This window comes from Microbacterium neimengense, assembly GCF_054782995.1.
The window spans coordinates 144,889-170,461 of sequence record NZ_BAAGRK010000015.1 but is presented as its reverse complement, the minus strand read 5'-3'; the positions used below and the strand labels follow the sequence as shown (position 1 = coordinate 170,461).

The following is a 25,573-nucleotide window of genomic DNA, read 5'->3' as shown; positions in this document are numbered from 1 at the left end:
GGCGATGTCCGAGGTCAGTGCCAGACTGATGTCAGGTCGGAAGCACCCTGAATCCGATCTGAATCATCAGCCGAGTGCCCCGGCGAAACAGGTCGCGCGAGAGCGCGCCTCGACGAAATGTGGGCACATGCGAGACGACGGAATCATCGGCTTCAGCGACGCGGATGCCGCGGCGTTGGCCGAGGCCGTCGAGACGGTGCGCAAGGCCGACGCCGACATCGCCGCGGCGCAGGCTCGCCGAATGAAGGCGCTTGCAGACGCCGAGCACCTCGCGCGGCGGCTCGCCTCGCACTCGCGCGCGAACGTCCGCGTGCACGACATGGCCCAGCGCGCGGTCGCTGCCGAGATCGGGGCGGCGACCCACCTCGCCGACAGGACCGTGCAGCGTCAGATGAGCGCCGCGGCGCGGATCGTCGACGACTACCCGCAGACGCATGCGGCGCTCGGTGCAGGCCGCATCCAGCTGAGCCATGCGCGGGTGATCGTCGACGCGGGCGCCAACCTCCCTCAAGATCGGCGCGCGGCCTTCGAGCGCGGCGCTCTCGCTATTTGCGAGACCGAGAGCGTCGGTCGCGCTCGCGCGCGGGTCGAGATCCTCGCCGAGCGGCAGCATCCGACCACGCTCACCGCGCGCCACGCCACCGCGCGCGAGGGCCGACGCGTGTTCACGACCCCGCTCCCCCACGGGATGAGCGAGATCGTCTCCGTCCAGCCGGCGATCATCGCCGATGCCATCTACGACCGCCTGACGCGACAGGAGCGTGCCCTCATCGAGCTCCGCCAGCAGGCTGCCGAGCGGGCGAACGCCGCCCGCCGAGCCGGAGACGAACCGGATGCCGGCGATCTCCTGCTCTCGGGCGACACGCGCACGAGCGACCAGATCCGCGCCGACCTCCTCGCTGACATGCTGCTCACGACGCAGCCTGGCGCCGATCCGACACGCGACGATGACGGGCCCGGCACCCTCGGGGCCATACGCGCCCACGTGCAGGTCGTGGTCCCCGTCCACGCCCTCACCGGCGGCGACGCCGAAGTGAGCGAGCTCGTCGGCAGCGGCCCGCTCGATGCCCAGACCGCCCGGGTGCTCGCCGGCGGCTCGTGCACGGGCTGGGACCGCATCCTCACGGAACCGGCCTCCGGCCAGGTCGTCGCCGTCGACAGACGCAACGTCCCTCCGGCGCTGCGTCGTACCGTCCACGCTCGCGATCGGCACTGCCGATTCCCCGGATGCCGCGTGCCCGCCATCAGGTGTGAGATCGACCACGTGCACGACTGGGCGCGCGGGGGGCCGACCCACCTCGACAACCTGCAGTGTCTGTGCCAGCGACACCACTCCGTGAAGCAGTTCACGGCGTGGCGGGTACGACAGCTGCCCGGCGGCGTCATCGCGTGGACATCCCCGCTCGGCGCCACCTACATCGATGACCCGCCGCCACCCGTGCAGTTCACCGAGTCCTCCGATGGCCCCGAGGACGACGGGTCCGATCCGCCACCTTTCTAGGATCTGATCACTGCGGCGTGGTCGCGTACGAGCTGATGAGCGAATCCACCATCCAGCTCTCATCCTCGGAGCGCGCCGCGCTGCCCTGGAAGCCCGAGTCGGGGATGAGGAGGAAACGGTTCGCGTCCGGCGAGTCGTTCCACGTGGAGTCGACGGCCAGCCACGCGCCATCGATGTTCACCTTGTTCCATGCGTGACGCCCGCCGGAGTACACCGTTCCGGTGACGACCACGGAGTCCACATCCGCCGCCTGCATGAGCAGGTGATACGCGTCGGCGTAGCTCGCGCACACACCGGTCTGCTTGAGCAGCACGCCCGCCGCCGTCCACGCATCCTCGTAGCCGTCGGGGATGGCCTCGACCCCCGTCGCGTTCTTCGCCTCGAGCGCCGCATAGTCGTACTCGGCGTGAGCGGTCAGCCAGTCGTTGAGCGCGACCGCCTTGTCTTGAGCGGACATCTCCGGCGTCGTGACCGCGGCGACGGCCGCATCCACCGCCGTCTTGATCTCGGCCTGTTGCGCCTCGATCGCGGAGTGGTCCTCGTCGTAAGTGACATACAGCGTCTTGTTGTCGTAGACAGCCGCCCCCTTCACACCGAGCGCATACGGATTCTGGTTCAGAGCCTCATCCAACGCGTCGTCGCCCTGAGGGGCTCCCGGCGCGGAGCTCAACGCGGAGATGTCCACTGCCTTCGACCCGGCGATCAGGTGCGCGGCGATGAAGCGCGTCAACTCCGTGCTGCCGAACACCGGATACGCCACATCGGGGTAGGTGTCTACCGTCTCGATGTTGGGATCGACCGGTGCCGAGACCAGTTGGAAGCCCGCCGCGCCGGTCGGCGGAGCAGCCGCCAGCGCAGCCGCGTTGAAGGCGTCCGCCTCCGCCTGCAGATCCGTCACGGCCGCCTGCGGTACGTAGGTCCACGTACCCAACTGTGTGCCCCGCGCGAACATCGGCACCATGTACCACTCGCGGTAGGGGCGTGCCTGGGAGGCGTCCACGTACGTGATCGCGGCGCGCGTCGCGCCGTCGAGCGACGTGAAGGGAACCGTCTTGGGCAGAGCCGAGATGCTCGCCACCGACGTGCCGATCTCGCCCCGCAGCGTGGCGGTCGCGATCTGGTAGGGCAGCGCGCCGACGCCCTGACCGATCGTGTCGAAGCTCTGGTACGGCGAGAAGCGCTGCCCGTCCGTGGCGATGACACCGAAATCCCACCCCGACGTGCCGTAGTTCGGTCCGGGCAGATATCCGGCGCCCTCTTCGTCCGCGCTCGAGCCCTCGTAGGCCTTCAGCGCGTCGTTCTGACGCTCGGGCCAAGGCTCGTTCTGTAGGCCGCTCTCTTTCACGACCGATTCGCTGGTCCACGTCGTGTCGGATGTCGACCCGAGCAGCGTGTAGCTCCGCGGTCCGGTCACCTGAGCCTTCGACGCGACGACCAGGTACTCGGTCGCCCCGTCAACGGCCTGCCAGGTGAGAGCGAGGCTGCCGTCGCCCGTCGGTGTGCCGAGACTCGCGACCGGGGTGGCCAATTCGCGCTTGACCGTGAACATCGTGACGATCGGCTTCGCGAGAGGGTTGCCCTCCTTGTCGGCGCGCTGAACGAGGTAGTACTCGTCGTGCAGTGACCACTCCGAGATCGCCGAGTCGGAGATGTCCCGCTGGCCGTCGCCTGCGCGCGCGTAGGTCGAGTCGTTGGGAACGACGCGGATGCGGCGATCGTCGGACGGGTAGGACGTCGAGCTCGCCGGCTGAACGACCGTCGCACCGGCCTCATGCGTCAGCGCGGCGTCGTAGTACACCTGGAAGGCCCAGTCCGGCGCCGCCCGGCCCTCGTCGTATCCCGACTGTTCGGTCTTCGGGCTGTTCGCCGCGTTGACGTCCCTGAGGAGGTAGTCCACGTCGAAGTGGAACTCGTGATCGCGGTCGAGATCCAGCATCGGGTCGGTGTAGTCGTACTGCTCCGACAGATCTGTGCGCAGCGCCGCGGGCACGCCTTCGATGGGACGAAGGAACGTGAACATCCCGACAACGAGCGTCACGACGGCGATGAGCGCGACACCGCCGGTCACGCTGAGCCCGACGATGAGCCCCCTACGCCGCTTGCGTGTGGGACGCGCGCCCGACTCAGGCGCGGATGCGGGCGCGGCCGGCGCCGGCGCGGATGTGGTCGAGGCCTGCTCGCGCGCGGCGGGCGCAGGGTGCATCGGGGCATCGGGACTCACGTGCGCGGTCCAGCCCGTGCCGTCCCAGTAGCGTCGCCCACCGCCGCCCGCGGGATCGGGGTACCAACCGGCCGGTGTCGCTTCTGCCATGACGCCCTGATTCTCGAGATGCTGCGGGGGACCTCGCACACGCTAACCGAGCAGAGAAAACTCCGCCGGAACCCTTGCGCACACCAGGGGATTCCACGCTAAAGGAGGCGTGATGACGGACCGTCTCGAACGCTCGGAGTTGTGGAAAGCGAGTCAGCCCGCCGCGGCGTGGCGTTCGCTGTGCGACAGGTACGCCGCAGCGTTGCGTACCAGCCCCGCGCGCTCGTCATCCGTCAGCGCGCGCCGCACCTTGCCGGGCACGCCGGCGACCAGGGAGCCGTCGGGGATCTCCGCCTCCTCCAGCACCACCGCTCCCCCGGCGATGAGGCAGCCGGCGCCGATCCGCGCGCCGTTGAGCACGACGGCGCCCATGCCGATCAGACTTCCGTCGCCGATCGTGCAGCCGTGCACGACGGCGTTGTGCCCGATCGACACGTCATCGCCGATCGTCACCGGATGCCCGCCGTCGACATGAACGCTCACCGAGTCCTGCACGTTGCTGCGGGCTCCGACCGTGATCGTGTCGCCGTCGGCGCGCAGCACCGCGTTGTACCAGACGCTCGCGTTCTCCCCCAGCCGGACGGCGCCGATCAGGCGGGCACCGGCGGCGACGAACGCGGATGCCGGCACCTCCGGCACCGTGTCGGCGAGGGCGATCACGGATGCGGCTTCCGAGACGGTCATGCCCCGACCCTAACCGGCGGAACGCTCCAGCGCGGCGCGGATCGCCTCCGTGTACTGCGGCATGAGCGAATCGACGAAGGTCACCGTGAGGTGGTCCTGGTCACGGTAGACGTCCGCACCGCCCACGACGGGGAAACACGTCGAGTCGTCGCAGTACACGTCGGTGAAGTCGAGCAGCGTGACCCCCGGTGCGCCGTCCGCAGCCTCGCGCAGCGGATCCTTGGCGACGAGCACGTCGGATCGCGCACCGTCGCATGCGGCCGCGTCGCGAGTGCGCAGGCACTTGTTGGGGTCCGTCTCCCACACGGGGTTGTCGACGACCGTGATGACGGGCACACCCGCATCCGTCACCTTCGACCACGCCGAGCGGTAGCCAGCCACGGCGGCGTCGTAGGAGGAGTCGTGCCCGGCCGACGCGTACGGCGTCGTCGCGAGGGCGGAGGTGAAAACCACGTCCGGCTTCGCGTCCACGAGCGCCTGATCGACCGCGGTACGCCACGCGGAGCACGCCGCGCCGAAGGCTCCCGGCGTCGACAGCGGTGTGTCGTTCCACGGACATGCACCCTTGAAGAAGGTCACCAGACGCCACCCGTTCGCCTCCGCCATCCGCTCGAACGTCGACAGCAGCTGGAACGCGTGGCTGTCGCCGATGAGCGCCACCGTGGGCGCATCCGGCGCATCGGAGCCGAAGGTGCAGCTCACGGGCCGCGCGTCGTTCAGCTGGACGAAGCACTGTTCGTCGGCGGGTTTGTCGACGCCGGCGAATCCGGGCGCCGGGAGGATGGTGCCGGATGCGGGCGCATCCTGGCAGTCCGGATCGAGCACGGACTGCGCGCCGAAGCAGGCGGGCGGGTCGGTGCGCAGCTGTTCGAGTTGCGCCACTCCGTCGCGATAGGCGGGCGCGTTCACCGCCCAGGCACCGCCGGCCGTGCCTGCGACCAGCGCCATCGCCGCGAGCGATGCCCAGAGCGTCACACGCGGACGCCGCGACGTGAGCACCCGCCAGGACCGCACCGGATCCTCCACGAACTTCTTGGTAAGCCACGCGAGCACGAAGCAGATCGCCAGCAGCGCGACCCGGTGGTAGATGCTCAATCCCCAGAAGGGTACGGACGGCGCGATGATGATCAGCGGCCAGTGCCAGAGATAGAGCGAGTACGAGATGTCGCCGGTGAAGCGCATGGGCGCGATCGACAGGATGCGGGTCGGGTACCACCATCGGGCGGAGTCGGAGGCCGCGATCACGGCGACCGCTCCGAGGGCCGGCAGCAACGCCGCGTAGCCGGGGAAAGGCGTCGAGGAGTCGAAACGGAAGGCCGTGTAGACGAGGGCGACGATGCCCGCCCAGCCGAGCACGAAGCTCGCCACCGCATTGCGCACGCGCAGCGCGGGCACGAGCGCCACCATGGCCCCGAGTCCGAATTCCCACATCCGACCGAAGGTCACGAAGTACGCCGGTGCGGGGTCGTTCATCGTGAGCAGAATGCAGTACACGAGCGATGCGACGCTCACCGCGCCCAGGGCGGTCAGGATGGCGCGACGGCGGCGGCCCGCAAAGAAGCGGACACCGATCCATGCCGCGAGAAGCATGATCAGAGGCCAGAGCACATAGAACTGCTCCTCGAGCGACAGCGACCAGTAGTGCTGCACCATGGCCGGCTCGCCGGAGTTGCCGAGATAGTCGGCCGACGTGAGCGCGAGGTACCAGTTCTCGACGTAGAAGGTCGACGCGATGATTTCGCTGACCTCCCGCTGCAGCCCCGAGATCGGCATGAGGTACGGGGACGCGGCGACGATCGCACAGAAGAGCAGGACGAGAAGCGATGCCGGCAGCAGGCGGCGCGCCCGCCGGGCCCAGAACTGCGCCAAGCGCACGGTCCCGGTGGCCGTCAGTTCGCGCATCAGATGCCCTGTGATCAGGAAGCCCGAGATCACGAAGAAGACGTCGACGCCGACGTAGCCCCCGGGGATCCGGCCCGGCCAGAAGTGGTAGAGCACGACCAGAAGCACGGCGATCGCACGCAGGCCCTGTACGTGAGGAATGAAGCGGGAGGGTTCCGCGTGCTCGGGCGACGCACCGGTCGGCTGGCGACCGCGCAGGCGCGCCGGCTCGTCCAGATTCTGCGGAGTCCGGGCGGGATCTGAGGCTGGCACCCTCCGACGTTAGCCGCAGGTTCCCCGGAATCACGTCTGCGGCACGACGTCCGATCGTGTGAGCCCAGCCTCATCTTGCTTGCGGAATTTCTCCGGCTGGCTAGCGTTTCATTCAGCAGATGCGACTGCCCCAACGGAAGGCTTTGTCATGACGAAGAACCAGACCATCCCCGCCAGCGCTGCCGACCCGACCGTCGCCGCCGGAGCCGCGCAGTTCCTCACCCCCGTCACCCTCGGCCTGCAGGCCCTCGCCGTCACCGGCAAGCAGGCGCACTGGAACGTGCGCGGCGCGAACTTCATCGCGATCCACGAGCTCCTGGACTCCGTCGTGGAGCACGCTCAGGGCTGGGCCGACGAGACCGCCGAGCGCATCGTCGCCCTGGGTCTCCCCGTGGACGCGCGCCTGTCCACGATCGCTGCGAAGGTGGCGCCCTCATCGGTGCCGGCCGGCTTCACGCAGTGGGACGACATGATCCGCCACATCGTCGCCGACATCGACACGATCATCGTCGACGTACAGACGGCGATCGACGGCTTGGACGAGATCGACCTCACGAGCCAGGACATCGTCATCGGTATCCGTGCCGGCCTCGAGAAGGACCGTTGGTTCCTCTCGGCCCACCTCGCCGAGTAAGCGGACCACACGAGAAGACCCCCGCCCTCCGAGGAGGCGGGGGTCTTCTCGTGAAAGGGTCAGTCGATCCGCGAGTGGTCGCCGAGCCGGTGCCACGAGCGGTTGTGGTAGACCAGCGCGTCGCCGTGCTCCCCCGGCTGCACGTCCCGATTGATGCCGGACTGCAAGGCGTGCGCAGCAATGACGGTCGAGCCGCCCGCGTTCATCCGCTCGATGATCGCGCAGCGCACCCACGCCCGGACGCCGTTGTAGACGGGCTCCCCGGTGACCAGGCGGCTCCAGCTCTCGGAGTCGGCGAAGCGGTCGATGCCGCTGGTCGATGCGAGCTTCGCGACACCGAGGTCGTCGCTGTCGAGCAGGTGGACGACGACGGTATCGGCCGCGAGGATCGCGGGGGTGGCCGACGAAAGGGCGGAGACGGAGAAGATCAGCAGCGGCGGCTCCGCGCTCACCGACGAGACCGAGGTCGCGGTCAGCGCGACGGGGCCCTCCGGTCCCTCAGCAGTGATGACCGCGACGCCGCCGGGGTGACCGCGGAACAGTGCCTTGAACTCGTCCGGCGAAAGCGAGGCGCCGGCGAAACGGTCACGTTCGGCGCCGTGCTCGCCGAGCGGGTTCGACAGGGGTGCGGGAGTGGTCATACTTCGACGCTACGACTTTCATGTTTCGGGCAGGGCACGCGGCGACACACAGCGCAACGCATCATCCGGCGATCGCCACCTCTGGCGCCTCCAGCACGCCGTCCGCCATCAGCTGGCGTACGGCGGAGCGACCGGCCCGGTTGGCACCGACCGTGGACTGCGAGGGTCCGTAACCGATGAGGAACAGCCGCGGCTCGTCCAGCGCGCGCGAGTCCTCGACCCGGATGCCGCCCGCCGGCGTCCGCAGTCGAAGCGGCGCAAGGTGGTCGAGGGCGGGGCGGAAGCCCGTCGCCCAGAGGATCACGTCGGCAGGTTCCAAAGTGCCGTCGGGCATCCGTATGCCGTCGGGCTCGATCGCGCGGAACATCGGATGCCGCACGAGCACACCTCGCCGCTCGGCTTCGCGCGCCCACGGGGTCCAGTGCATCCCGGTGACCGAGATGACGCTGCCGGCGGGAAGGCCCTGGCGCACCCGCTCCTCGACACCGGCGATCGCCGCGACACGCGCAGGGATGTCGAACTCGTCGTCGCGCCATTCCGGCTCGCGCCGAGTGACCCAGAACGTGTCCGCCACACGTGAGATCTCCTCGAGCAGCTGCACCCCCGAGACGCCGGCTCCGACGATCACCACACGCTTGCCCGCGAACTGCTCCGCGGAGACGTAGTCGTGCACGTGCAGCTGCGTGCCACGGAAACTCTCACGCCCGGGCACCGCCGGCCAATGGGGGCGTGTCCAGGTACCCGTGGCATTGATCACGTATCTCGCGGAGAAGCTCCCCGCATCCGTATAAACCCGCAGCCGCTCACCGTCACGCGAGACCGCCCGTACGCGAACGGGGCGGCGCACCCGGAAATCGAAGCGATCCTCGTACGCGGCGAAGTACGGCGGGAGCACATCGCGGCTGGACGACGCGGGATCGGCCGGCGGGACCGGGAAGCCGGGGAGCTCGTGGATACCGTTGACCGTCGCCATCCGCAGCGACTCCCAGCGGTGCTGCCACGCCCCGCCGGCCGCGGATTCGGCGTCGAGCACCACGAAGCTCCGCGAATCGAGGGCCGGTGCATCGAGGGGGCGGAAGCCCCGACGGTGCAGGTGGTAGGCGGCAGAGAGTCCCGCCTGACCCGCTCCGATGACGACGACATCCACGGGCACGCCGATGACGGGATCGGATGCGGACATGCTTTCGTCAACGCCCGCACCGCACGGTGCATTCCACGCTCAGACGGACAGTGCCTCGGCGATCGGCGTGTCGCCCGCTCCGAAGCGGATCGTGCGGCGGACGGTCGCGGGGCCGATGAGGGTCGCAGCGATCACCGCGGCGACGTCGGCCCGGGAGACCTCGCCCCGCTCCGTCGGCTCCGTGGTGATGCGCCCCGTCGCCTCGTCCGAGGTCAGGGTCCCGGGGCCGAGCACCGTCCACTCCAGCGAGCTTCGCCGCAGGTGCTCGTCGGCCGCCAGCTTCGCGTCGGCGTAGGGGAAGAAGGAGTCGGAGGGATCGATGCCGTGATCGGGCGAGGAGCCGATCCACGACACCATCACGAAGCGCGAGACGCCGGCCACCTCCGCCGCATCCGTGGCGCGGATGGCGGCGTCGCGATCGACGGCGTAGGTGCGGGCTGCGTCGCCCCCGCCGGCACCCGCCGACCACACGACGGCGTCGTAACCCGCAAAGGCGTCGGACAGCGTCTTCGTATCCGCGGCGGCGACGTCCGCAACCAGCGCGCTCGCTCCCGACGCGCGCACGTCGTCGACGTGGTCGGGGTTGCGCACGACCGACGTGACCTCGTCGCCCCGCGCCACGAGCAGGGGTGCCAGCAGAAGAGCGATCTTGCCGTGTCCACCGATGATGAGGATGCGAGACATGGTCCGTCCTTTCGCGTCGTGAGCGTGTCCCCAGCCCACGTACCCGGCTCCGAGGAGGGGCCGGGGGGATCGAGGACGCCGTCGAGGTACCACCACCTGGCGCTCTGCTTCACGAACCGGCTGCGCTCGTGCAGGACACCCGAGGACGCGCCCTCGCGCCAGGCGGCGCGGAACTCCACGGTGCCCTTGCGGTCATCCGGCGAGCCGCCGACCGTGTCGAGGATGCTGAGTCCTCGCCAGCGCACGTCACGGTCGAGGGCCAGCTCGGACGGCCGCGTGCCCGGGTGCCAGGTGTCCATGAGATAGTCCGCGTTCAGACGGACGAACGCCGTGTACCGCGAACGCATGAGCGCCTCGGCGGTCGTCGGCGGCGTGCCCGCCAGCGCCGGACCGCAGCACTCGCCGAAAGAGCGGCCACTCCCACAGGGACACGGCAGTTTCTCCATCCGACGATCCTCGCCCGCGGGCCCATCCGACGCAATAAACGCCGTCGCGTCGACGTTGGCCCCTCCAGCAGCCGAAGAAATGAGCACCATGAACAGCGCACCCGCCTCACTATCCGGAGAACTCCTGCCCGATGACACCGCCATGGATGCGGTGACTCTGCGCGTCGGCGATCTCGAGAAGATGACGGGCTTCTACGGGTCCGCGATCGCGCTGGAGCCCATCGAGGAACGCGCTCGCGGGCGCGAGGTCCATCGCGTACTCGGACGCGGCGGAGTCCCCATGGTGCGCCTCGTGCACACACCGGACCTGCCCCTCGCCGCGCCCGGCTCCGCCGGGCTCTTCCACACCGCGTTCCTCTTCGAGGACGCCGCGACCCTGGCCGCCACCGTCTACCGGACCGCTCAGGACGGCCGCGCCCGGTTCACCGGATCGAGCGATCATCTCGTCAGCGAGGCGTTCTACTTCACGGATCCCGAGGGCAACGGAATCGAGTTGTACACCGACCGCTCGCGCGATCTCTGGCGTCACGTCAACGGAGAGGTGCAGATGGACACGGTCTTTCTGGATCCGAACGACTACCTTCGCGCACACCTCACGCAGGATGCTTTCGATCGCGTGTCCACCGAGCCCGGCCGGGTCGGACACGTCCATCTCCAGGTGGGCGACATCGCCCCCGCGCGTCGCTTCTACGTCGATGCCCTCGGCTTCGCCCCCACCTTCACCGGTATTCCCACCGCGCTGTTCGCGTCGGCCGGCGGGTACCACCATCACGTCGCCGTGAACACCTGGAACAGCGCGGGCGCGGGTCCCCGGGCGGCGAGTCTCGGCCTGGGCGAGCTGGCGCTGGCCGTGCCCGATCGTGCCGCGCTGGACGCCCTGACCGACCGGCTGCGCGGCTCGAACGTCGCCTTCGACGACGACGGTCGCGCTGTGACGGCGCATGACCCGTGGGGCACGCGGGTGACGGCGACCATCGGCGGCACAAGCACGGACGAGCTGCTGACACGGTGATACGGCGCGGAGCCCCGTACCCTGAACGGGTGGCCTCCGACACCGAAACCCTCCGCTTCGTCACTCCACGGGGCCGCCTGCTCGTGCTCGCGGCCCTGTGCGCTGTGATCACCGCGATGGGAGTGGTCATCGTCATCCTCAACATCGACAACACACCCAGCCTGTTGCTCGGCGTCGCGGTCGTGGGCATCTTCGGGCTCGGCGGCGGATTCTCGCTGATCGGTCAGTTCCGCAACGCGACCGTGCTGCGAGCAGATGCCGAGGGCATCCGTGTCGCACGTATGGGCGCGGCACCGTGGGGCGACGTCGATCGGATCGCCACCACGGCCAAGGGAGAGCTCGGCATCCGGATGCGCCGTACCGAAGCCCTCCTCGCCGGCGCGCACAACAGCCACACGCGCGAGAGCCTGCGGGCGCAGCGGGAGCGCAGCGGCGGATACGACCTGACCTTCACCGCGCACGACCTCGGGTGCCCGCCGTCGGATGCCGCACGATCGCTGCGCGCGCTCCAGCCCTGATGGCCCGCCTCTCGCTCCCCGTCACGGTGCGCGCGACCCAGCGCGCACCGCTCCTGCTGGTCGTCAAGTCCGCCGTCGCGACCGTGGGGGCGTGGCTGCTCTCGCAATGGCTGATCCCCGGCCCACCGCCGGTGTTCGCGGCGATCGCCGCGGTACTGGTCGTGCAACCGAGCCTGAACCAGTCGTTCACGCGCGCGATCGAACGCTCCGTCGGCGTCATTGCCGGCGTGCTGCTCGCCTCCGCGCTCGGGCTCGCGTTCGGCAACAGCACGTGGGTCGTGCTCCTCGCCGCGGGTGCGGGGCTGCTCGTCGCCTGGGCGCTGCGCCTGTCCCCCACCGCCTCCACGCAGATCGCGATCAGCGCGATCCTCGTGCTGTCACTGGGACCTGCCACCCCCGACTATGCGCTCGATCGGATCCTGGAGACGTTGCTGGGTGCGGCCATCGGCTTCGTCGTCAACATCGCGATCGTCCCGCCGGTCGCGATCGCCCCGGCCCGCGAGGCGACCGATCGGCTGTCGACGGAACTGGCCGCATCCCTGGACCGTCTCGCCGACGCGCTCGAAACGCAACGCTCCCCGGGCGAGCTTGAGGCGTTGATGGTCGAGGCGCGGCTCCTGCGCCCCATGCGGGATGCGGCGGAGCGCGCGATCGGCAGCGGAGCGGAATCGCTGGCGCTCAATCCCCGCAGCCGGCGGCATCGCACAGAGCTGGGCGAACTCCGGGACCGTCTGGATCTGTATACGCCGATCGTGACGCAGGTCACCGGCATGACACGTGCCGTGTACGACCATTACGCGCCCGAGATCGTCACCGACCCGCAGGTGCGAGCTCTCGCGGAGCAGATGCGCCGCGCGGCGCACGACCTGGAACGCACGCGCGGTTCGCAGGCGGCACCGATCGACGAGCCGCCCGCGCTCACCACGCCGCTGCAGATCGCTCGTCCGCCCTCCGCGCACTGGGTGCTCATCGGCTCGCTGCTGGAGGATCTGCATCGCATCCACCACAGCCTCACGGAACGCGAGGACGCCTAGGAGAGGTCAGCGGCGGCGCTCGGCGCACGGGACGCACAGCGTCGCCGTCGGACGCACGAGAAGACGGCCCACCGGGATGTCGCGCCCGCACGCCGGGCACACCCCGAAGGTGCCGTCGTCGAGTCGGTGCAGCGCATCGTCGATCTCGTCGATCTCGACGGCTGCCGCACGACGCAGCCCCTCCAGTCGGGACCACTCGTCGCTGAGAGTTGCGCCCTCGGGGTCGTGCTCGTCGTCGGCGCCCGCAGGATCGTTGCGGGCGTCCTGCACGCTACGGATGGCATCACCCCGCGCCGTCAGGCGGGCCGACGCGTCGCGGCGCAACGACGTCAGCAGCTCCGTGAATACGGCGGGGTCGCTCGGGTCGTTCACAGGCTCAGCGTGCCGTCACGACCACCGTGAACTCCAGGGGCTGGATTCCGCCGTCCTTGTTCGTCATCGTGACGCTCGTGGTCCCGGCCGACAGCGCGCGCACGCCCGGGTTGAAGGTGGCGCTCCCGTCGTCCTTGCCCGCGACGAACTCGGCGACGACCGCGTCGGCGACGGTGCCGGTGTAGCTGGCTACCGCGAGGTCGCCGGTGTCGATGTTGAGCGTCTGACCCACGACCAGATCGACGCTCTCTCCCTGGAGGTCGCCCGCCGACACCGTCACGGGCGCGACGACGTCGCCGCCGATCGGCGTCGCGTCCCCGGTGGGCGACGACGAGGATGCGGGCGAGCAGCCCGCCATGAGAAGGGACACGGTGACGACCGCGGCACCGAGCGCGAGCCTGCTGAGCTTCATGTGGTCAGTATCGCCGCGCGGCGTCCCGTCGTCGGTCACGATCGCGCAACGGTCAGTCGACGGCGCCTCGAGCGTTGTACACGACGGAGTCGCTCGCCCCGTACGCCCGGTAGACCTCGACGGCCTCGTCGTGACGGACGCCGATGGTCACGCGGATGCCGCGACGCTCGAACTGGGCGGCCCAGTCGTCCACGACGGGTCCTTCGTCGAAGCCGGTGAGCTCCTCGAGGAGCGGGCCCTCGCCGGCGACCACGAGCGAACGCACGCCGCTCCACATCGTGGCCCCGTAGCACATGACGCACGGGCGCCAGTTGACGACGAGTTCGAGCTCGGCGCCGTCCGCGCCGAGATCCCAGCGCCCGAGAGCGGTCTGCGCGAGGCTCAGCGTCGTCACCTCCGCGTGCATGGAGGTGAGGCCCGAGGCGAGCACCACGTTCACGCCCGCCGAGACGAGGCGCCCGGTCGTCGACTCGACCACGATCGCCGCGAACGGCCCACCGCTTCCCTCGCGCCAGTTGCGGTCGGCGAGGGCGTTGACGAGATCCATCCGCTCCTCCGCGGTCGGAAGCACCTCGGGGAGCGAATCGAGCTCGTCGAGGAGCCAAACGGGCAGGGAGGCGGAGAGCGAGGAAGCGAGAGGCATGAGGACATCCTGTCCGTGGCACATGTCGGCTCTGTTACACGACGCTCAGCGCTCGCGCGCCAGCCATGACCGGAGCCGGTCGAGAGGCCACGTCGTGACGATCCTCTCCGCCGGCACCCCCGCACGCTCGGCGCGGGCGGCTCCGTGGTCGAGGAGCGAGAGCTGCCCGGGCGCATGGGCGTCGCTGTCGATCGCGAACAGGCACCCCGCATCCAGCGCGATCGCGATCAGCTCGTCCGGCGGATCCTGCCGCTCGGGTCGCGAGTTGATCTCCACCGCCACCCCGCGTTCGGCGCAGGCCGCGAACACGCGCGCCGCATCGAAATCGGACGGCGGCCGCGTCCCGCGGGAGCCTTCCACGAGGCGTCCCGTGCAATGCCCGAGGACGTCCGTGTGATCGTCGCGCACCGCGCGCAGCATCCGCGCAGTCATCTCGGCGCCCGCCATCCTCAGCTTGGAGTGCACGCTCGCGACGACGACGTCCAGCCGAGACAGCATCTGCGGGGTCTGATCGAGGGCGCCGTCCTCGAGGATGTCGACCTCGATTCCGCTCAGCAGCGTGAACCCGTCCCCTGAGTACTGCGGAAGTTCCTCGAGCTGCTGCGCGAGCCGTTGTGCGCTCAGCCCGTTCGCCACGCGGAGTCGCGGCGAGTGATCCGTGAGGGCGACGTACTCGCGGCCCATGGCACGCGCCGCATCCGCCATCGCCGCGATGGGCGCCTGCCCGTCGGACCAGTTCGAATGTGTGTGAAGATCGCCGCGAAGTCGAGCGAAGAGCGTGCTCGACTCCTCCGGGGCGGCGCGTTCCCTCAGCTCCACCAGGTAGTCGGGGATGGCGCCCGACGCGGCCTGCAGGATCACCTCGAGCGAGCTCTTACCGACCCCCTTGGTGCGCCGCAGCGTCTCAGGGTCCGACCGCGCCCCCGACGGCAGCGCGGCCACCGCCTCTGCTGCCGCACGGAAAGCCTGGGACCGATAACGCGACGCCCGCTCGCGCTCGAGCAGCGTCGCGATCTCGCGGAGTGCGTCGATGGGATCCATCGCCCCAGTGTGCCCGCGTCCGCCTCATGCGTCAGGGAGCAGTCGCGAAAGCTGACGGGCGTGGCAGGATGAGCCCGTGTCCCGCCTCATGCTCCTCGACACCGCGTCGCTGTACTTCCGCGCCTTCTACGGCGTCCCCGATTCGGTGAAGGCACCCAACGGCCAGCCAGTCAACGCCGCGCGTGGACTGCTCGACATCGTCGCCAAGCTCGTCAGCACCTACGAGCCGACCCACCTCGTCGCGTGCTGGGACGACGACTGGCGCCCCGACTGGCGCGTGCAGCTCATCCCGAGCTACAAGACCCACCGCGTGGTCGCCGAGGTCGAGAGCGGTCCCGACATCGAGGAGGTCCCCGATCCGCTCGAGGCGCAGATCCCGCTGATCCGCGAGTCTCTCGACCTTCTCGGCATTCCGATCGTCGGGGCCGCGGCGCACGAGGCGGATGACGTCATCGGCACTCTGGCGACGGATGCGGGGATGCCGGTGGACATCGTCACCGGCGACCGCGACCTCTTCCAGCTCGTCGACGACACGGCCGCGGTTCGTGTCGTCTATACGGCCCGCGGCATGAGCAACCTCGAGATCGTGACGGATGACGTCGTGCACACGAAGTACGGCGTCGCACCGCACCAGTACGCCGACTTCGCCGTGCTCCGCGGCGACGCGTCCGATGGCCTTCCGGGAGTCGCGGGCATCGGCGAGAAGACAGCGGCGACGCTCCTCACCGCTCACCGCGACCTCGAGGGCATCATCGCCGCGGCGACGGCCGGGGAAGGAATGAGCGCGGGGGTGCGCACGAAGATCGTCGCCGGCGCCGACTACCTGGCCGTCGCCCCCACGGTCGTCCGCGTGGTGCGAGACCTCGAGCTGCCGACGTTCGATGCGACCCTTCGGGAGGTCTCCCCGGATGCTGCAGCCTTCGCCGATCAGTGGGGGCTGGGAACCGCGTTCGCGCGGGCCACGAACGCCATCGCTGCGAGGATCGCGACCGCATAACCGACCGCGACGGCCAGCATGAGAACCAGCGGCCCCTGCCATCCGCCGGTCGCCTCGTGCAGGGCACCCGCGATCGGGGCACCGAAGGCCCCGATGCCGTAGCCGCCACCCTGGACGAGGGCGGAGATCGTCGTGGCCTCCGCATCCGTACGGGCCACGGTGACGACGGCGGAGAAGATCGCGACGAACCCGCCCGCGTGCGCGAGTGCACCGAAGGACAACCACACCCACATGAGCTCGGGGGCCCACAGCATGCCCATGGTCAGCGCCAGCCAGCAGGCGCTGATGGTCAGCGGCACCACGATGCGCGGGGTGTAGCGGGCGAGAACCGGCACGAGGAAGGACCCGGCAATGGCGACCCCCTGGAAGATGGAGGCGAGCGCGCCCGCACCCGATCGGTCGAGCCCCAGCTCGTCGGCTCCGATCGAGGGCAGCCAGGTCGAGAGCGCGTAGTAGATGGTCACCTGGAGCGAGAAGGCGCCTAACAGCAGCCAGACGACCGGCCGCCGGAAGACACCGCCCCGCGCGGAGACGACCGGGAGCGGGCCGGTCAGCGCAGCGACGTCGTCGACGGGCGTCACGCCGACGGAGGCGGCCGACGGCGCACCGGAGAAGCGTTCGCCCCAAAGGGCGCCACGCCGTCGCTCCCGTGCGAGGTGGATGCTCCACACGGCGACACCGGCGAACGTCAGCACGGACCAGCCCACCAGCGCCAGATTCCAGCCCACGACCTCGGCGATCGGAGCGGTCAGCAGCGACGTCACCAGCGAGCCCGCGTTGAGGGTCGCGGTGTACGACGCGGTCACGAACGCGACGCGGTCAGGCGGTACATCGCGGCGGATCACTACGGGGATCACGACGTTTCCGATCGTGATCGCCGCACCGATGACGATCATCCCCGTCAGCAGCGCGGGATAACCGGGAAGCGCGCGGATCGCGGTGCCGAGGAGGACGCCGGTCAACGTCACCAGCAGGGCGAGCTCGGCGCCCGCGCGACGGATCACGAGAGCGGCGATCGGCGTGAGCAGCGCGAACATGAGCACCGGAGCCGTGGTCAGCAGCCCCGCGGATGCCGCCCCGATCCCCAGATCGTCCTCGATCTGGCGGATCACCGGCGTCGGCGCGACGATCGGGCCACGCAGGCTCAGCGCGGCGACGAGCAGCCCGATGACGACGAGGAACGGAAATGCCCGCCCCGCACCCCCAGCATGGGGCGGGGCGGGCGGGCTCATCCGTCCAGTCTATGAACGCGGGTCGGATCGGGCGTCACGCCGACCCGCGACCGGATCAGGCGCCGGAGACGTTCGAGCGACGAACGACGACCGGAACCGCGGCGAGCCGGTAGATGGCCGAGCCGAACAGGATCGACAGCACGCCGATTCCCATTGCGAACGCGGCGACGCCGAAGGAGACGACCGAGGTGAACAGCGAGGCCCGCAGGAACGAGGCGTTCATCATCGTGGCGCGCACCGGGTCGTCGCGGTCGAGTTCGGCGTACGTGGCACCGTTCGAGGCCTCAAGCGCGTGGTGCTGGATGATGTCGGCCTGCACGTAGGCGGTGAACGGGCCGTCGACGACCTGACCCTGGAAAGCCATCGCGTCGTCGGGGACGACGATGTTCTCGGCGCGCAGCTGCGACGAGACCATGACCCAGACGGCGATGCCCACGACGATGAGGGCGACGCCGCCCAGGATTCCCAGAACTGCAGCGATCTTGACGAAGCCGATCTTCTTGGCGGGTGCCTCGATGGTGTCGGCGGTGGTGGGGGTGGACATCTCTGCTCCTCGGTGGGTTCGAACGGTGGTGCTTCGAACCTAAGGGTCCGCTGTGAGCGGCCGAAAGGCAGGGCGCCGTGAATATCGGCCCGGGCGCTCAGCCTGCCGCGAGCTCGTGCGTCGTCGCCGCCCAGGTGGCGAGCGTGCGCTCGGCCGCACCGCTGTCGATCGCCGCCGCAGCCTCGTCCTTCGCCTCCGCGAGGCGCTCAAGGATCGGGCGCTGCACCTCGGTCGCATCCTGCGACAGCCGGTACGACACGAGACCGGCCGCCGTGTTGAGCAGCACGATGTCGCGCACCGGACCGGCCTCGCCGGCGAGCACCCGCCGCACGACGTCGGCGTTGTGCGCGGGCGAGCCGCCGATGAGTTCGGAGATGTCGGCGAGGGGGATGCCGAGATCCCGCGGATCCAGGTCGTGCTCGTGCACGTCTCCGCGCGAGATCTCCCAGATCCGGCTGTGGCCGGTCGTGGTCAGCTCGTCCAGCCCGTCGTCGCCGCGGAAGACGAGGGCGGTCGCACCGCGGGTGCGGAAGACTCCCGTGATCAGCGGCACGCGGTCGAGGTGCGCGACGCCTACGGCGTTGGCCTCCGCGCGCGCCGGGTTGCACAGCGGTCCCAGGAAGTTGAAGACGGTCGGAACGCCGAGTTCGGCCCGCGTGGGACCGGCATGACGGAATCCCGGATGGAACGCCGCCGCGAAGGCGAAGGTGATGCCGGCGCGCTCGAGCGTCGCCGCGACCGCATCCGAGCTGAGGGTCAGATCGATACCGAGCTCGCGCAGCACGTCGGAGGAGCCAGAGGAGGAGCTCGCCGCCTTGTTGCCGTGCTTGACGACCGGTACCCCGGTGGCTGCGGCGACGATCGCCGCCGTCGAGGAGATGTTCACGGTGCCGAAACGGTCGCCGCCCGTTCCCACGATGTCGAGCACTTCCGAGGGCACGGGCAGCGGAAGTGCCGCCGCGAGGATCGCGTCGCGGAAACCCACGATCTCGTCGACGGTCTCGCCCTTCGCACGCAGTGCGATGAGGAATCCGGCAAGCTGCGAGGGCGTCGCCTCGCCCGCCATGATCTGCTGCATCGCCCATGTCGCGTCCGACACGCTGAGGTCGGCACCCCCGAGCAATTCCGTCAGGATGTCGGACCAGGTGCGCACGGGGAACATGGTTCCCGATCCTACCGAGCGCGATCGCCCGGCGGCGGCCACGACCCGGCGGAGCGGATCACCGGATGCCGAGCGTCTTCACGGCCGGCTCGCCGCATTCTCTTAGGTCGCCCTAAGCTGCGACAAGGCCCGTTCGAGGGCGCGAGGTGCAAGAGTCGGCCGTGAATATCGGTCATAATGGTGAGCGTGACGACGCCAGCGACATATAACCAGGCCCTCCGTTCGGTCAAACGGCCAGATCCGGTCGCCGTGGGGACAATCGTCTGGCTCGGCAGCGAGGTGATGTTCTTCGCGGGTCTGTTCGCGATCTACTTCACGCTGCGCAGCACCTCCGCCGACCTGTGGGCGCAGGAGACGGAGCTCTTGAACGTTCCGTTCGCGGCCGTCAACACCCTGGTCCTGATCCTGTCCAGCTTCGCGTGCCAGTTCGGCGTCTTCGCGGCAGAGCGTTTCCAGCCCTACCGCACGGGGTCGTTCTGGAATCTTCGCCGCTGGGGCATGGTCGAGTGGTTCTTCCTCACCTTCTTCATGGGCGCGATCTTCGTCTCCGGTCAGGTGTGGGAGTACGCGCAGCTCGTCACCGAGGGCATGCCGATCACGGCCAACGCCTACGCGTCCGCGTTCTACCTGACGACGGGCTTCCACGCTCTGCACGTCACCGGCGGCCTCGTCGCGTTCCTGCTCGTCATCGGCCGCGCCTACGCGGTCAAGAACTTCGGGCGCAAGGAGATGACCACCTCGATCGTCGTGTCCTACTACTGGCACTTCGTCGACGTGGTCTGGATCGCCCTGTTCCTCGTCATCTACTTCCTGAAATAAGAAGCCGGAGCCCAGCACCATGGCACGTGAGAAGAAGCGGCGCACTTCCGGTCGTCGAAGCCCCCTGGCCGCCGCCGCCCTGATCGGCATCGGCCTTCTGATGACCGGCGGGATCTACGCCGGCGCATCCGCCGCGATGGCGGCGACCACCGAGACGCAGACCGCCGCCTCCCAGCTCACCGTCGAAGACGGCAAGAAGCTGTTCCAGGCGAACTGCGCCACCTGCCACGGCATGGACCTGCAGGGCACGCAGAACGGTCCCTCGCTCTACGGCGTCGGCGAGCTCTCCGTGCACTTCCAGGTCTCGACCGGCCGCATGCCGCTGCAGGCTCAGGCGCCGCAGGCGCCGCAGAAGCCCGTCCAGTTCACCGACGAGCAGACCGAGGCGATCGCGAAGTTCGTCCAGTCGATCGCGCCCGGCCCGACCTACCCGTCGTCGGAGGTCCTCGACGGCGAGGGCGACGTCTCGGCCGGAGCCGAACTCTTCCGCATCAACTGCGCCATGTGCCACAACGTCGCCGGTGCCGGTGGTGCACTCACCGAAGGCAAGTACGCCCCCGACCTGCACACGACCAGCGCGCTGAACATGTATGCGGCCATGGTGACAGGCCCGCAGAACATGCCGGTGTTCAACGACATGAACCTCACCCCCGAGGACAAGCGCGACATCATCTCGGCCCTGCTGTACATGCAGAAGACCGAGTCCCCCGGTGGCTTCTCGCTCGGCTCTCTCGGCCCCGTCTCGGAGGGCCTGTTCATCTGGATCTTCGGCATCGGCACGCTGATCGCCATCACGGTGTGGATCACCGCGAAGTCCAACTGATCTTTTTGACGAACTGACGGAACGTACGAGGAGCACCATGGCACACGAGGACGACGCGCTCGAGCACGAGAGGGCTTCCTGGAAGCCCTCCAGCGGGCTCGCCGTGACGGTGTCCGACCCGGTGAACAACCCCGGTCTGCCGCCCCACCGCGAGCGCGTGACCGACAAGGACCCCGCCGCGATGAAGCGCGCCGTCCGCACCGTGTACACGCTGTTCTACCTGTCCGTGGCGGCATCCGTGTGGGCCGTCGTCGCCTACATGGTCTTCCCCATCGAGAGCGGCTCGATCGCGGCCATCCGCGACAACAACCTCTTCATCGGACTCGGCATCGCCTTCGCGCTGCTGGCCATCGGCGTGGGCGCGATCCACTGGTCGAAGGCGATCATGTCCGACAAGGAGTTCATCGAGCCGCGGCACGCGACCCGCGGTCGTGACACCACCCGCGAGGCGGTCGTGGAAGCCCTGACGGTCGCCAACGAGGAGTCCGGATTCGGGCGTCGCGCGATGATCCGCAACTCGCTGTTCGCCGCTCTCGTCGCCTCGGTCGTGCCCGGTGTGGTCCTCTTCCGCGGCCTCGCTCCGGAGTCGAGCCCGGACAACCCGTATGCGGGCGACCCGGTGCACCTTCTCAGCCACACGATGTGGAAGAAGGGGATGCGCCTCGCGCACGACCCCAGCGGTCGCCCGATCAAGGCATCGGATGTCACCCTCGGCTCCGCGTTCCACGTGATCCCCGAAGAGCTCGCCTCCCTCAGCCACCACGACGGCTACCTCGAGGAGAAGGCGAAGGCGATCGTCCTGCTTATGCGAATGCCGCAGGACGTGCTCATCGAGGCCGAGGACCGCAAGGACTGGTCGTACGATGGCATCGTCGCGTACTCCAAGGTCTGCACCCACGTCGGATGCCCCGTGGCCCTCTACGAGCAGCAGACGCACCACCTCCTCTGCCCCTGCCATCAGTCGCAGTTCGACGTCTCCGACGGCGCGAAGGTCATCTTCGGCCCGGCCGCGCGTCCGCTGCCGCAGTTGCCCATCGCGGTCGACGACGAGGGATACCTCGTCGCCCGCAGTGACTTCACCGAGCCCGTCGGTCCGAGCTTCTGGGAGCGCCATTGAGCACCGCAACCCACCCCACGGAGAACGTCACGACGGAACCCGCGATGCCTGCGAGCTCCTCGGAGCGCAGCAAGCCCCTCGGTGGTCGCTTCGTCGGCGCCGCTGCGAACTACCTGGATGAGCGCACGAGCCTCTCTGGTCTGGTCAAGGAGCTCGGTCGCAAGATCTTCCCCGACCACTGGTCGTTCATGCTCGGCGAGATCGCGCTGTGGAGCTTCGTCGTCGTCCTGCTGTCCGGCACGTTCCTGACGTTCTTCTTCCAGGCCTCCATGGTCGAGACGCACTACTACGGCGCGTACGAGCCCATGCGCGGCATCGCGATGTCCGCCGCTCTCGAGTCCGCACTGCACATCTCCTTCGATGTGCGCGGCGGCCTGCTGGTGCGCCAGATCCACCACTGGGCGGCTCTCGTGTTCGTCGCCGGTATCGGCGTGCACATGCTGCGCGTCTTCTTCACCGGCGCGTTCCGCAAGCCCCGCGAGCTGAACTGGGTCATCGGTTTCATCCTGTTCATCCTCGCGATGGCGGAGGGCTTCACCGGCTACTCCCTCCCCGACGACCTGCTCTCGGGCAACGGTCTGCGCATCATCGACGGCATGGTCAAGGGCATCCCGGTCGTCGGCACGTGGATCTCCTTCCTGCTCTTCGGCGGCGAGTTCCCCGGAACCGACATCGTCGGCCGTCTCTACACATTGCACATCCTGCTGCTGCCGGCGATCCTGATCGCGCTTCTGGCACTGCACCTGGTGCTCATGATCATCAACAAGCACACCCAGTTCGCCGGCCCCGCCCGCACGAACAGCAACGTGGTGGGCTATCCGATGGTTCCGGTGTACGCCTCCAAGATGGGCGGGTTCTTCTTCCTGACCTTCGGTGTGATCGTTCTGATCGCCTCGCTGTTCACGATCAACCCGATCTGGAACTACGGGCCGTACGACCCCTCGCCCGTCTCGGCCGGAACGCAGCCGGACTGGTACATCGGCTTCGCGGACGGTGCGCTCCGTCTCGTCCCGCCGCACCTGGAGTTCGTCTTCCTCGACCGCACTTGGTCGTGGAACATCCTCCTGCCGCTGGGCATCCTCGGCCTGTTCATCGTCCTCGTCCTGATCTACCCCTTCATCGAGGCATGGATCACGGGCGACAAGCGCGAGCACCACATCGCGCAGCGTCCGCGCAACGCGCCGACCCGCACGGCCATCGGCGCCGCGGGCGTCACGTTCTACGCCGTGCTGTGGGCCGCCGCTTCGTCGGACATCATCGCGACGCACTTCCATCTGACGATGGAGGGCGTGATCCACACGCTCCAGGCCCTCCTCATCGTCGGCCCGATCATCGCCTACTTCGTCACGAAGCGACTGTGCATCGCGCTGCAGAAGAAGGACCGCGAGATCGCGCTCCACGGCTACGAGTCCGGCCGCATCGTGCGCCTGCCGGGCGGTGAGTACATCGAAGTGCACCAGCCCGTCGACGAGTACGAGCGCTGGAAGCTGGTGGACTTCGAGGTCAACGAGCCGCTGGTCGTGCGCCCCAACGCTCAGGGCCGCATCCCGTGGCACGAGAACATGCGTGCATCGCTCTCCCGCTGGTTCTTCGAGGACCGCCTGACCCCGGTCACGCAGGCCGAGGTGGATGCCGCTCTGGCGCACCAGCACCACGAGCTGGACCACATCGACGCCCAGGAGACGGCTGAGCTCGAGGGTGCCGCCGAGCGCGCCGCCGCCGAGGGCCGCCCGACCGTCGCCCTGCACGACAAGGCAGAGGTAGAAATCCCCGCGCCGAAGTTCCTCGAGGGCGCAGAGAAGCCCGAAACAGACGACGACAAGAAGTAGTCGCGTTCAGATGGAGAGAGGGCCCCGATCCGCGGATCGGGGCCCTCTCTCCATCTGTGCTCATCGATGTTGGTGTCTGTAACATTCCCGTGACAGCGCCTCGCTAGCGTGACGATGTGCGAGTCATCATCATCGGAGCAGGCATTGGCGGAACGAGCGCGGCGATCGCGCTCGCCCGCCTCGGCCACGACGTCCACGTGTACGACCAGATCCGCGAGAACCGTCCCGTGGGTGCCGCGCTCTCGCTGTGGCCGAACGGCGTCAAGGTGCTGAACTGGCTCGGGCTCGGCGACGAGGTGGCCGCTCTCGGCGGCCGCATGGACTACATGGCGTACGTCGACGGTCTCGCCGGAGACGAGATGTGCCGTTTCAGTCTCGACCCCGTCACCCAGCAGACGGGTCAGCGCGCCTACCCGGTCGCCCGCGCCGACCTCCAGGCCCTGCTCATGGACACGGTCGGCACCGACCGCATCCACCTCGGGATGCGGATGACGGATATCTCGGAGGCCGACGACGCGGTCACCGTCGCCTTCGAGGACGGCAGCACCGCACGGGCTGATCTCGTCATCGGGGCAGACGGGGCGCGTTCACTCACGCGCGAGTACGTGTTGGGTACGCCCACGCAACGCCGATACTCGGGATACACGAACTTCAACGGCCTCGTTCCGGTCGATGCGCGGATCTCCCCCACCGACCAGTGGACGACGTACGTGGGCGAGGGCAAGCGAGTGTCGGTGATGCCCGTCGCCGGCGATCGCTTCTACTTCTTCTTCGATGTCCCGCAGCCCTCGGGACTCCCCTACGACCGCAGTGAGGGCGTCACCCCGCTGTGTGAGGCGTTCGCCGGATGGACGGACGGGGTGCAGATCCTGCTCGACGCGATCGATCCCGCGGCGTCGCTCAATCGCGTCGAGATCTGGGACATCGATCCGTTCCACACGTGGACGCGCGGTCGCGTCGTTCTGCTCGGTGACTCCGCGCACAACACCGCTCCCGACATCGGACAGGGCGCCTGCTCGGCCCTCGAGGACAGCTTCGTGCTCGGCCTCGTCTTCGCCACCACGACCCTCGGAGTCCCGGACGCCCTGCGGCGGTACGAGGCTGCGCGGACCGCTCGGGCCGGCGACCTCGTGCTGCGGGCGCGCAAGCGGGCCGCCGAGACCCACGGCTTCGACCCGGAGACCACGGCCGCATGGTATGCGGGGCTACGCCAGGAGACCGGGGAGAACGTCATCCGCGGAATCGTCGGCAACATCGTCGATAGCCCTGTGACGATCGGTGGTCTCCTGACCTGACCGGCAGGATCCCTCCGGTCCACGGCCGTTCTAACTGCTGCGAGCCGACGTCAGGGTGCCTAGAGTCGCAGCATGCAGGATGCACGCAGCTATTTCTCGTCCAAGCTCGCCCACGAGACCGACGCCTCCGACGTCTTCGCCGCGCAGCGCGCCGGCGAGGAGTTCATCCTGGTCGATGTACGCAGCGCTGCCGCGTGGGATCAGGGCCACATCCCCGGCGCCATCCACCTTCCATACCGCGACATCGCGGAGCGCGCCGCGGAGCTCATTCCGGACGGCTTTGCCGTCGTCGTGTACTGCTGGAGCCCCGGATGCAACGCGGGCACGAAGGGCGCGCTCGCTTTCACCGAGGCAGGCTACGAGGTCAAAGAGATGATCGGTGGATACGAGTACTGGGTGAGAGAGGGCTATCCCGCGGAGGACGCCTCAGGGCCTCTCCCGCGCCACCGCGACCCGCTCGTGTCGATCGTCGCCCCCTGAGGTGTCGG

General features: G+C 69.0%; 25 protein-coding genes and 1 pseudogene. 12 read left to right on the top strand and 14 right to left on the bottom strand.

Annotation, left to right across the window (positions count from 1 at the left end; all coding sequences use genetic code 11):
• Positions 1-127 precede the first annotated feature (127 nt).
• The gene (locus tag ACYVJS_RS11345) at positions 128-1,501 is read left to right on the top strand and encodes an HNH endonuclease signature motif containing protein (RefSeq protein WP_460740047.1); all 1,374 of its coding nucleotides are present in this window, start codon (positions 128-130) and stop codon (positions 1,499-1,501) included.
• A gap of 7 nt (positions 1,502-1,508) precedes the next feature.
• On the opposite strand, the gene ACYVJS_RS11340 is transcribed toward ACYVJS_RS11345, so the two are convergent.
• The 3 genes from ACYVJS_RS11340 to ACYVJS_RS11330 all read right to left on the bottom strand — a co-directional run bounded on the left by ACYVJS_RS11340 (position 1,509) and on the right by ACYVJS_RS11330 (position 6,650).
• Positions 1,509-3,812 carry a DUF2510 domain-containing protein gene (locus tag ACYVJS_RS11340; RefSeq protein ID WP_460740046.1) on the bottom strand — a complete coding sequence of 768 codons (2,304 nt, stop codon included), beginning with the start codon at positions 3,810-3,812 and terminating at the stop codon, positions 1,509-1,511.
• 153 nt (positions 3,813-3,965) lie between these two features.
• Entirely contained in the window at positions 3,966-4,496 is a 531-nt protein-coding gene (locus ACYVJS_RS11335; RefSeq protein WP_460740044.1) for a gamma carbonic anhydrase family protein, read from the bottom strand.
• Positions 4,497-4,505: 9 nt separating this feature from the next.
• Positions 4,506-6,650 carry an acyltransferase family protein gene (locus ACYVJS_RS11330; RefSeq protein ID WP_460740043.1) on the bottom strand — a complete coding sequence of 715 codons (2,145 nt, stop codon included), beginning with the start codon at positions 6,648-6,650 and terminating at the stop codon, positions 4,506-4,508.
• A gap of 148 nt (positions 6,651-6,798) precedes the next feature.
• Between ACYVJS_RS11330 and ACYVJS_RS11325 the strand changes: the two genes are divergently transcribed.
• Entirely contained in the window at positions 6,799-7,284 is a 486-nt protein-coding gene (locus ACYVJS_RS11325) for a Dps family protein (protein WP_274287956.1), read from the top strand.
• A 59-nt stretch (positions 7,285-7,343) separates the two neighbouring features.
• Here ACYVJS_RS11325 and ACYVJS_RS11320 read toward each other — a convergent pair whose 3' ends face one another.
• From ACYVJS_RS11320 to ACYVJS_RS11305, 4 genes and pseudogenes are all read right to left on the bottom strand, one after another.
• Entirely contained in the window at positions 7,344-7,925 is a 582-nt protein-coding gene (locus ACYVJS_RS11320) for a flavin reductase family protein (RefSeq protein ID WP_460740042.1), read from the bottom strand.
• Positions 7,926-7,986: 61 nt separating this feature from the next.
• Positions 7,987-9,105 (bottom strand): NAD(P)-binding domain-containing protein, encoded by a 1,119-nt coding sequence (locus ACYVJS_RS11315; protein WP_460740041.1) that lies wholly within the window; start codon positions 9,103-9,105, stop codon positions 7,987-7,989.
• A gap of 39 nt (positions 9,106-9,144) precedes the next feature.
• On the bottom strand, positions 9,145-9,789 hold the full coding sequence (locus ACYVJS_RS11310) for an NAD(P)H-binding protein (protein ID WP_460740040.1): 645 nt from the start codon (positions 9,787-9,789) through the stop codon (positions 9,145-9,147).
• An 89-nt stretch (positions 9,790-9,878) separates the two neighbouring features.
• Positions 9,879-10,235, bottom strand: a pseudogene (locus ACYVJS_RS11305) (YchJ family protein); the annotation flags it as partial.
• Between the two features lie 79 nt (positions 10,236-10,314).
• On the opposite strand from ACYVJS_RS11305, the gene ACYVJS_RS11300 reads away from it, so the two are divergent.
• Genes ACYVJS_RS11300 through ACYVJS_RS11290 form a run of 3 tightly spaced genes read left to right on the top strand, consistent with a single transcriptional unit; the run spans position 10,315 to position 12,799 of the window.
• Positions 10,315-11,247 (top strand): VOC family protein, encoded by a 933-nt coding sequence (locus tag ACYVJS_RS11300; protein WP_460740039.1) that lies wholly within the window; start codon positions 10,315-10,317, stop codon positions 11,245-11,247.
• Between the two features lie 29 nt (positions 11,248-11,276).
• Positions 11,277-11,765, top strand: coding sequence for a hypothetical protein (locus tag ACYVJS_RS11295; RefSeq protein ID WP_243228057.1), 489 nt, complete (start codon positions 11,277-11,279; stop codon positions 11,763-11,765).
• On the top strand, positions 11,765-12,799 hold the full coding sequence (locus tag ACYVJS_RS11290) for an FUSC family protein (RefSeq protein ID WP_460740038.1): 1,035 nt from the start codon (positions 11,765-11,767) through the stop codon (positions 12,797-12,799). The genes ACYVJS_RS11295 and ACYVJS_RS11290 overlap by 1 nt, the downstream gene beginning before the upstream one ends.
• Before the next feature lie 6 nt (positions 12,800-12,805).
• Here ACYVJS_RS11290 and ACYVJS_RS11285 read toward each other — a convergent pair whose 3' ends face one another.
• Genes ACYVJS_RS11285 through ACYVJS_RS11270 form a run of 4 tightly spaced genes read right to left on the bottom strand, consistent with a single transcriptional unit; the run spans position 12,806 to position 15,267 of the window.
• Positions 12,806-13,171: a TraR/DksA family transcriptional regulator gene (locus tag ACYVJS_RS11285; RefSeq protein WP_460740037.1), complete on the bottom strand. Its 366-nt coding sequence runs from the start codon at positions 13,169-13,171 to the stop codon at positions 12,806-12,808.
• A gap of 4 nt (positions 13,172-13,175) precedes the next feature.
• Positions 13,176-13,583 (bottom strand): hypothetical protein, encoded by a 408-nt coding sequence (locus tag ACYVJS_RS11280; protein ID WP_460740036.1) that lies wholly within the window; start codon positions 13,581-13,583, stop codon positions 13,176-13,178.
• Between the two features lie 52 nt (positions 13,584-13,635).
• Positions 13,636-14,226, bottom strand: coding sequence for a nucleoside deaminase (locus tag ACYVJS_RS11275; RefSeq protein ID WP_460740035.1), 591 nt, complete (start codon positions 14,224-14,226; stop codon positions 13,636-13,638).
• 45 nt (positions 14,227-14,271) lie between these two features.
• A complete protein-coding gene (locus ACYVJS_RS11270) occupies positions 14,272-15,267 on the bottom strand; it encodes a PHP domain-containing protein (protein ID WP_460740034.1) in 996 nt (331 codons plus the stop codon).
• Between the two features lie 88 nt (positions 15,268-15,355).
• Here ACYVJS_RS11270 and ACYVJS_RS11265 point away from each other — a divergent pair, with 88 nt between their 5' ends.
• Positions 15,356-16,264: a 5'-3' exonuclease gene (locus tag ACYVJS_RS11265; protein WP_460740808.1), complete on the top strand. Its 909-nt coding sequence runs from the start codon at positions 15,356-15,358 to the stop codon at positions 16,262-16,264.
• Here the strand turns inward: ACYVJS_RS11265 and ACYVJS_RS11260 are convergent.
• From ACYVJS_RS11260 to trpD, 3 genes are all read right to left on the bottom strand, one after another.
• On the bottom strand, positions 16,195-17,496 hold the full coding sequence (locus ACYVJS_RS11260) for an MFS transporter (RefSeq protein WP_460740033.1): 1,302 nt from the start codon (positions 17,494-17,496) through the stop codon (positions 16,195-16,197). The genes ACYVJS_RS11265 and ACYVJS_RS11260 overlap by 70 nt on opposite strands.
• Positions 17,497-17,551: 55 nt before the next feature.
• Positions 17,552-18,040, bottom strand: coding sequence for an aromatic ring-opening dioxygenase LigA (locus ACYVJS_RS11255; protein WP_460740032.1), 489 nt, complete (start codon positions 18,038-18,040; stop codon positions 17,552-17,554).
• Between the two features lie 97 nt (positions 18,041-18,137).
• Positions 18,138-19,202: an anthranilate phosphoribosyltransferase gene (gene trpD, locus ACYVJS_RS11250; protein WP_460740031.1), complete on the bottom strand. Its 1,065-nt coding sequence runs from the start codon at positions 19,200-19,202 to the stop codon at positions 18,138-18,140.
• Positions 19,203-19,379: 177 nt separating this feature from the next.
• Here trpD and ctaE point away from each other — a divergent pair, with 177 nt between their 5' ends.
• From ctaE to ACYVJS_RS11220, 6 genes are all read left to right on the top strand, one after another.
• Positions 19,380-20,021, top strand: a complete 642-nt coding sequence (ctaE, locus tag ACYVJS_RS11245; RefSeq protein WP_460740030.1) for an aa3-type cytochrome oxidase subunit III — start codon at positions 19,380-19,382, stop codon at positions 20,019-20,021.
• A gap of 19 nt (positions 20,022-20,040) precedes the next feature.
• On the top strand, positions 20,041-20,844 hold the full coding sequence (qcrC, locus tag ACYVJS_RS11240) for a cytochrome bc1 complex diheme cytochrome c subunit (RefSeq protein WP_274287941.1): 804 nt from the start codon (positions 20,041-20,043) through the stop codon (positions 20,842-20,844).
• Between the two features lie 37 nt (positions 20,845-20,881).
• Positions 20,882-21,961 (top strand): cytochrome bc1 complex Rieske iron-sulfur subunit, encoded by a 1,080-nt coding sequence (gene qcrA / locus ACYVJS_RS11235; RefSeq protein ID WP_460740029.1) that lies wholly within the window; start codon positions 20,882-20,884, stop codon positions 21,959-21,961.
• Positions 21,962-22,005: 44 nt separating this feature from the next.
• Positions 22,006-23,790: a cytochrome bc1 complex cytochrome b subunit gene (qcrB, locus tag ACYVJS_RS11230; RefSeq protein WP_460740807.1), complete on the top strand. Its 1,785-nt coding sequence runs from the start codon at positions 22,006-22,008 to the stop codon at positions 23,788-23,790.
• Between the two features lie 116 nt (positions 23,791-23,906).
• Positions 23,907-25,085: an FAD-dependent urate hydroxylase HpxO gene (gene hpxO, locus ACYVJS_RS11225; RefSeq protein WP_460740028.1), complete on the top strand. Its 1,179-nt coding sequence runs from the start codon at positions 23,907-23,909 to the stop codon at positions 25,083-25,085.
• Positions 25,086-25,157: 72 nt separating this feature from the next.
• The gene (locus ACYVJS_RS11220) at positions 25,158-25,565 is read left to right on the top strand and encodes a rhodanese-like domain-containing protein (protein ID WP_460740027.1); all 408 of its coding nucleotides are present in this window, start codon (positions 25,158-25,160) and stop codon (positions 25,563-25,565) included.
• The last annotated feature ends 8 nt before the right edge of the window (positions 25,566-25,573 follow it).

Excerpts from the sequence above, each read along its gene's own strand:
- ACYVJS_RS11345 (WP_460740047.1), top strand. The coding sequence starts at position 128 with ATGCGAGACGACGGAATCATCGGCTTCAGCGACGCGGATGCCGCGGCG.
- ACYVJS_RS11340 (WP_460740046.1), bottom strand. The coding sequence starts at position 3,812 with ATGGCAGAAGCGACACCGGCCGGTTGGTACCCCGATCCCGCGGGCGGC.
- ACYVJS_RS11335 (WP_460740044.1), bottom strand. The coding sequence starts at position 4,496 with ATGACCGTCTCGGAAGCCGCATCCGTGATCGCCCTCGCCGACACGGTG.
- ACYVJS_RS11325 (WP_274287956.1), top strand. The coding sequence starts at position 6,799 with ATGACGAAGAACCAGACCATCCCCGCCAGCGCTGCCGACCCGACCGTC.
- ACYVJS_RS11320 (WP_460740042.1), bottom strand. The coding sequence starts at position 7,925 with ATGACCACTCCCGCACCCCTGTCGAACCCGCTCGGCGAGCACGGCGCC.
- ACYVJS_RS11315 (WP_460740041.1), bottom strand. The coding sequence starts at position 9,105 with ATGTCCGCATCCGATCCCGTCATCGGCGTGCCCGTGGATGTCGTCGTC.
- ACYVJS_RS11310 (WP_460740040.1), bottom strand. The coding sequence starts at position 9,789 with ATGTCTCGCATCCTCATCATCGGTGGACACGGCAAGATCGCTCTTCTG.
- ACYVJS_RS11300 (WP_460740039.1), top strand. The coding sequence starts at position 10,315 with ATGAGCACCATGAACAGCGCACCCGCCTCACTATCCGGAGAACTCCTG.
- ACYVJS_RS11290 (WP_460740038.1), top strand. The coding sequence starts at position 11,765 with ATGGCCCGCCTCTCGCTCCCCGTCACGGTGCGCGCGACCCAGCGCGCA.
- ACYVJS_RS11280 (WP_460740036.1), bottom strand. The coding sequence starts at position 13,583 with ATGAAGCTCAGCAGGCTCGCGCTCGGTGCCGCGGTCGTCACCGTGTCC.
- ACYVJS_RS11275 (WP_460740035.1), bottom strand. The coding sequence starts at position 14,226 with ATGCCTCTCGCTTCCTCGCTCTCCGCCTCCCTGCCCGTTTGGCTCCTC.
- ACYVJS_RS11270 (WP_460740034.1), bottom strand. The coding sequence starts at position 15,267 with ATGGATCCCATCGACGCACTCCGCGAGATCGCGACGCTGCTCGAGCGC.
- ACYVJS_RS11265 (WP_460740808.1), top strand. The coding sequence starts at position 15,356 with ATGCTCCTCGACACCGCGTCGCTGTACTTCCGCGCCTTCTACGGCGTC.
- ACYVJS_RS11260 (WP_460740033.1), bottom strand. The coding sequence starts at position 17,496 with ATGAGCCCGCCCGCCCCGCCCCATGCTGGGGGTGCGGGGCGGGCATTT.
- ACYVJS_RS11255 (WP_460740032.1), bottom strand. The coding sequence starts at position 18,040 with ATGTCCACCCCCACCACCGCCGACACCATCGAGGCACCCGCCAAGAAG.
- trpD (WP_460740031.1), bottom strand. The coding sequence starts at position 19,202 with ATGTTCCCCGTGCGCACCTGGTCCGACATCCTGACGGAATTGCTCGGG.
- ctaE (WP_460740030.1), top strand. The coding sequence starts at position 19,380 with ATGGTGAGCGTGACGACGCCAGCGACATATAACCAGGCCCTCCGTTCG.
- qcrC (WP_274287941.1), top strand. The coding sequence starts at position 20,041 with ATGGCACGTGAGAAGAAGCGGCGCACTTCCGGTCGTCGAAGCCCCCTG.
- qcrA (WP_460740029.1), top strand. The coding sequence starts at position 20,882 with ATGGCACACGAGGACGACGCGCTCGAGCACGAGAGGGCTTCCTGGAAG.
- qcrB (WP_460740807.1), top strand. The coding sequence starts at position 22,006 with ATGCCTGCGAGCTCCTCGGAGCGCAGCAAGCCCCTCGGTGGTCGCTTC.
- ACYVJS_RS11220 (WP_460740027.1), top strand. The coding sequence starts at position 25,158 with ATGCAGGATGCACGCAGCTATTTCTCGTCCAAGCTCGCCCACGAGACC.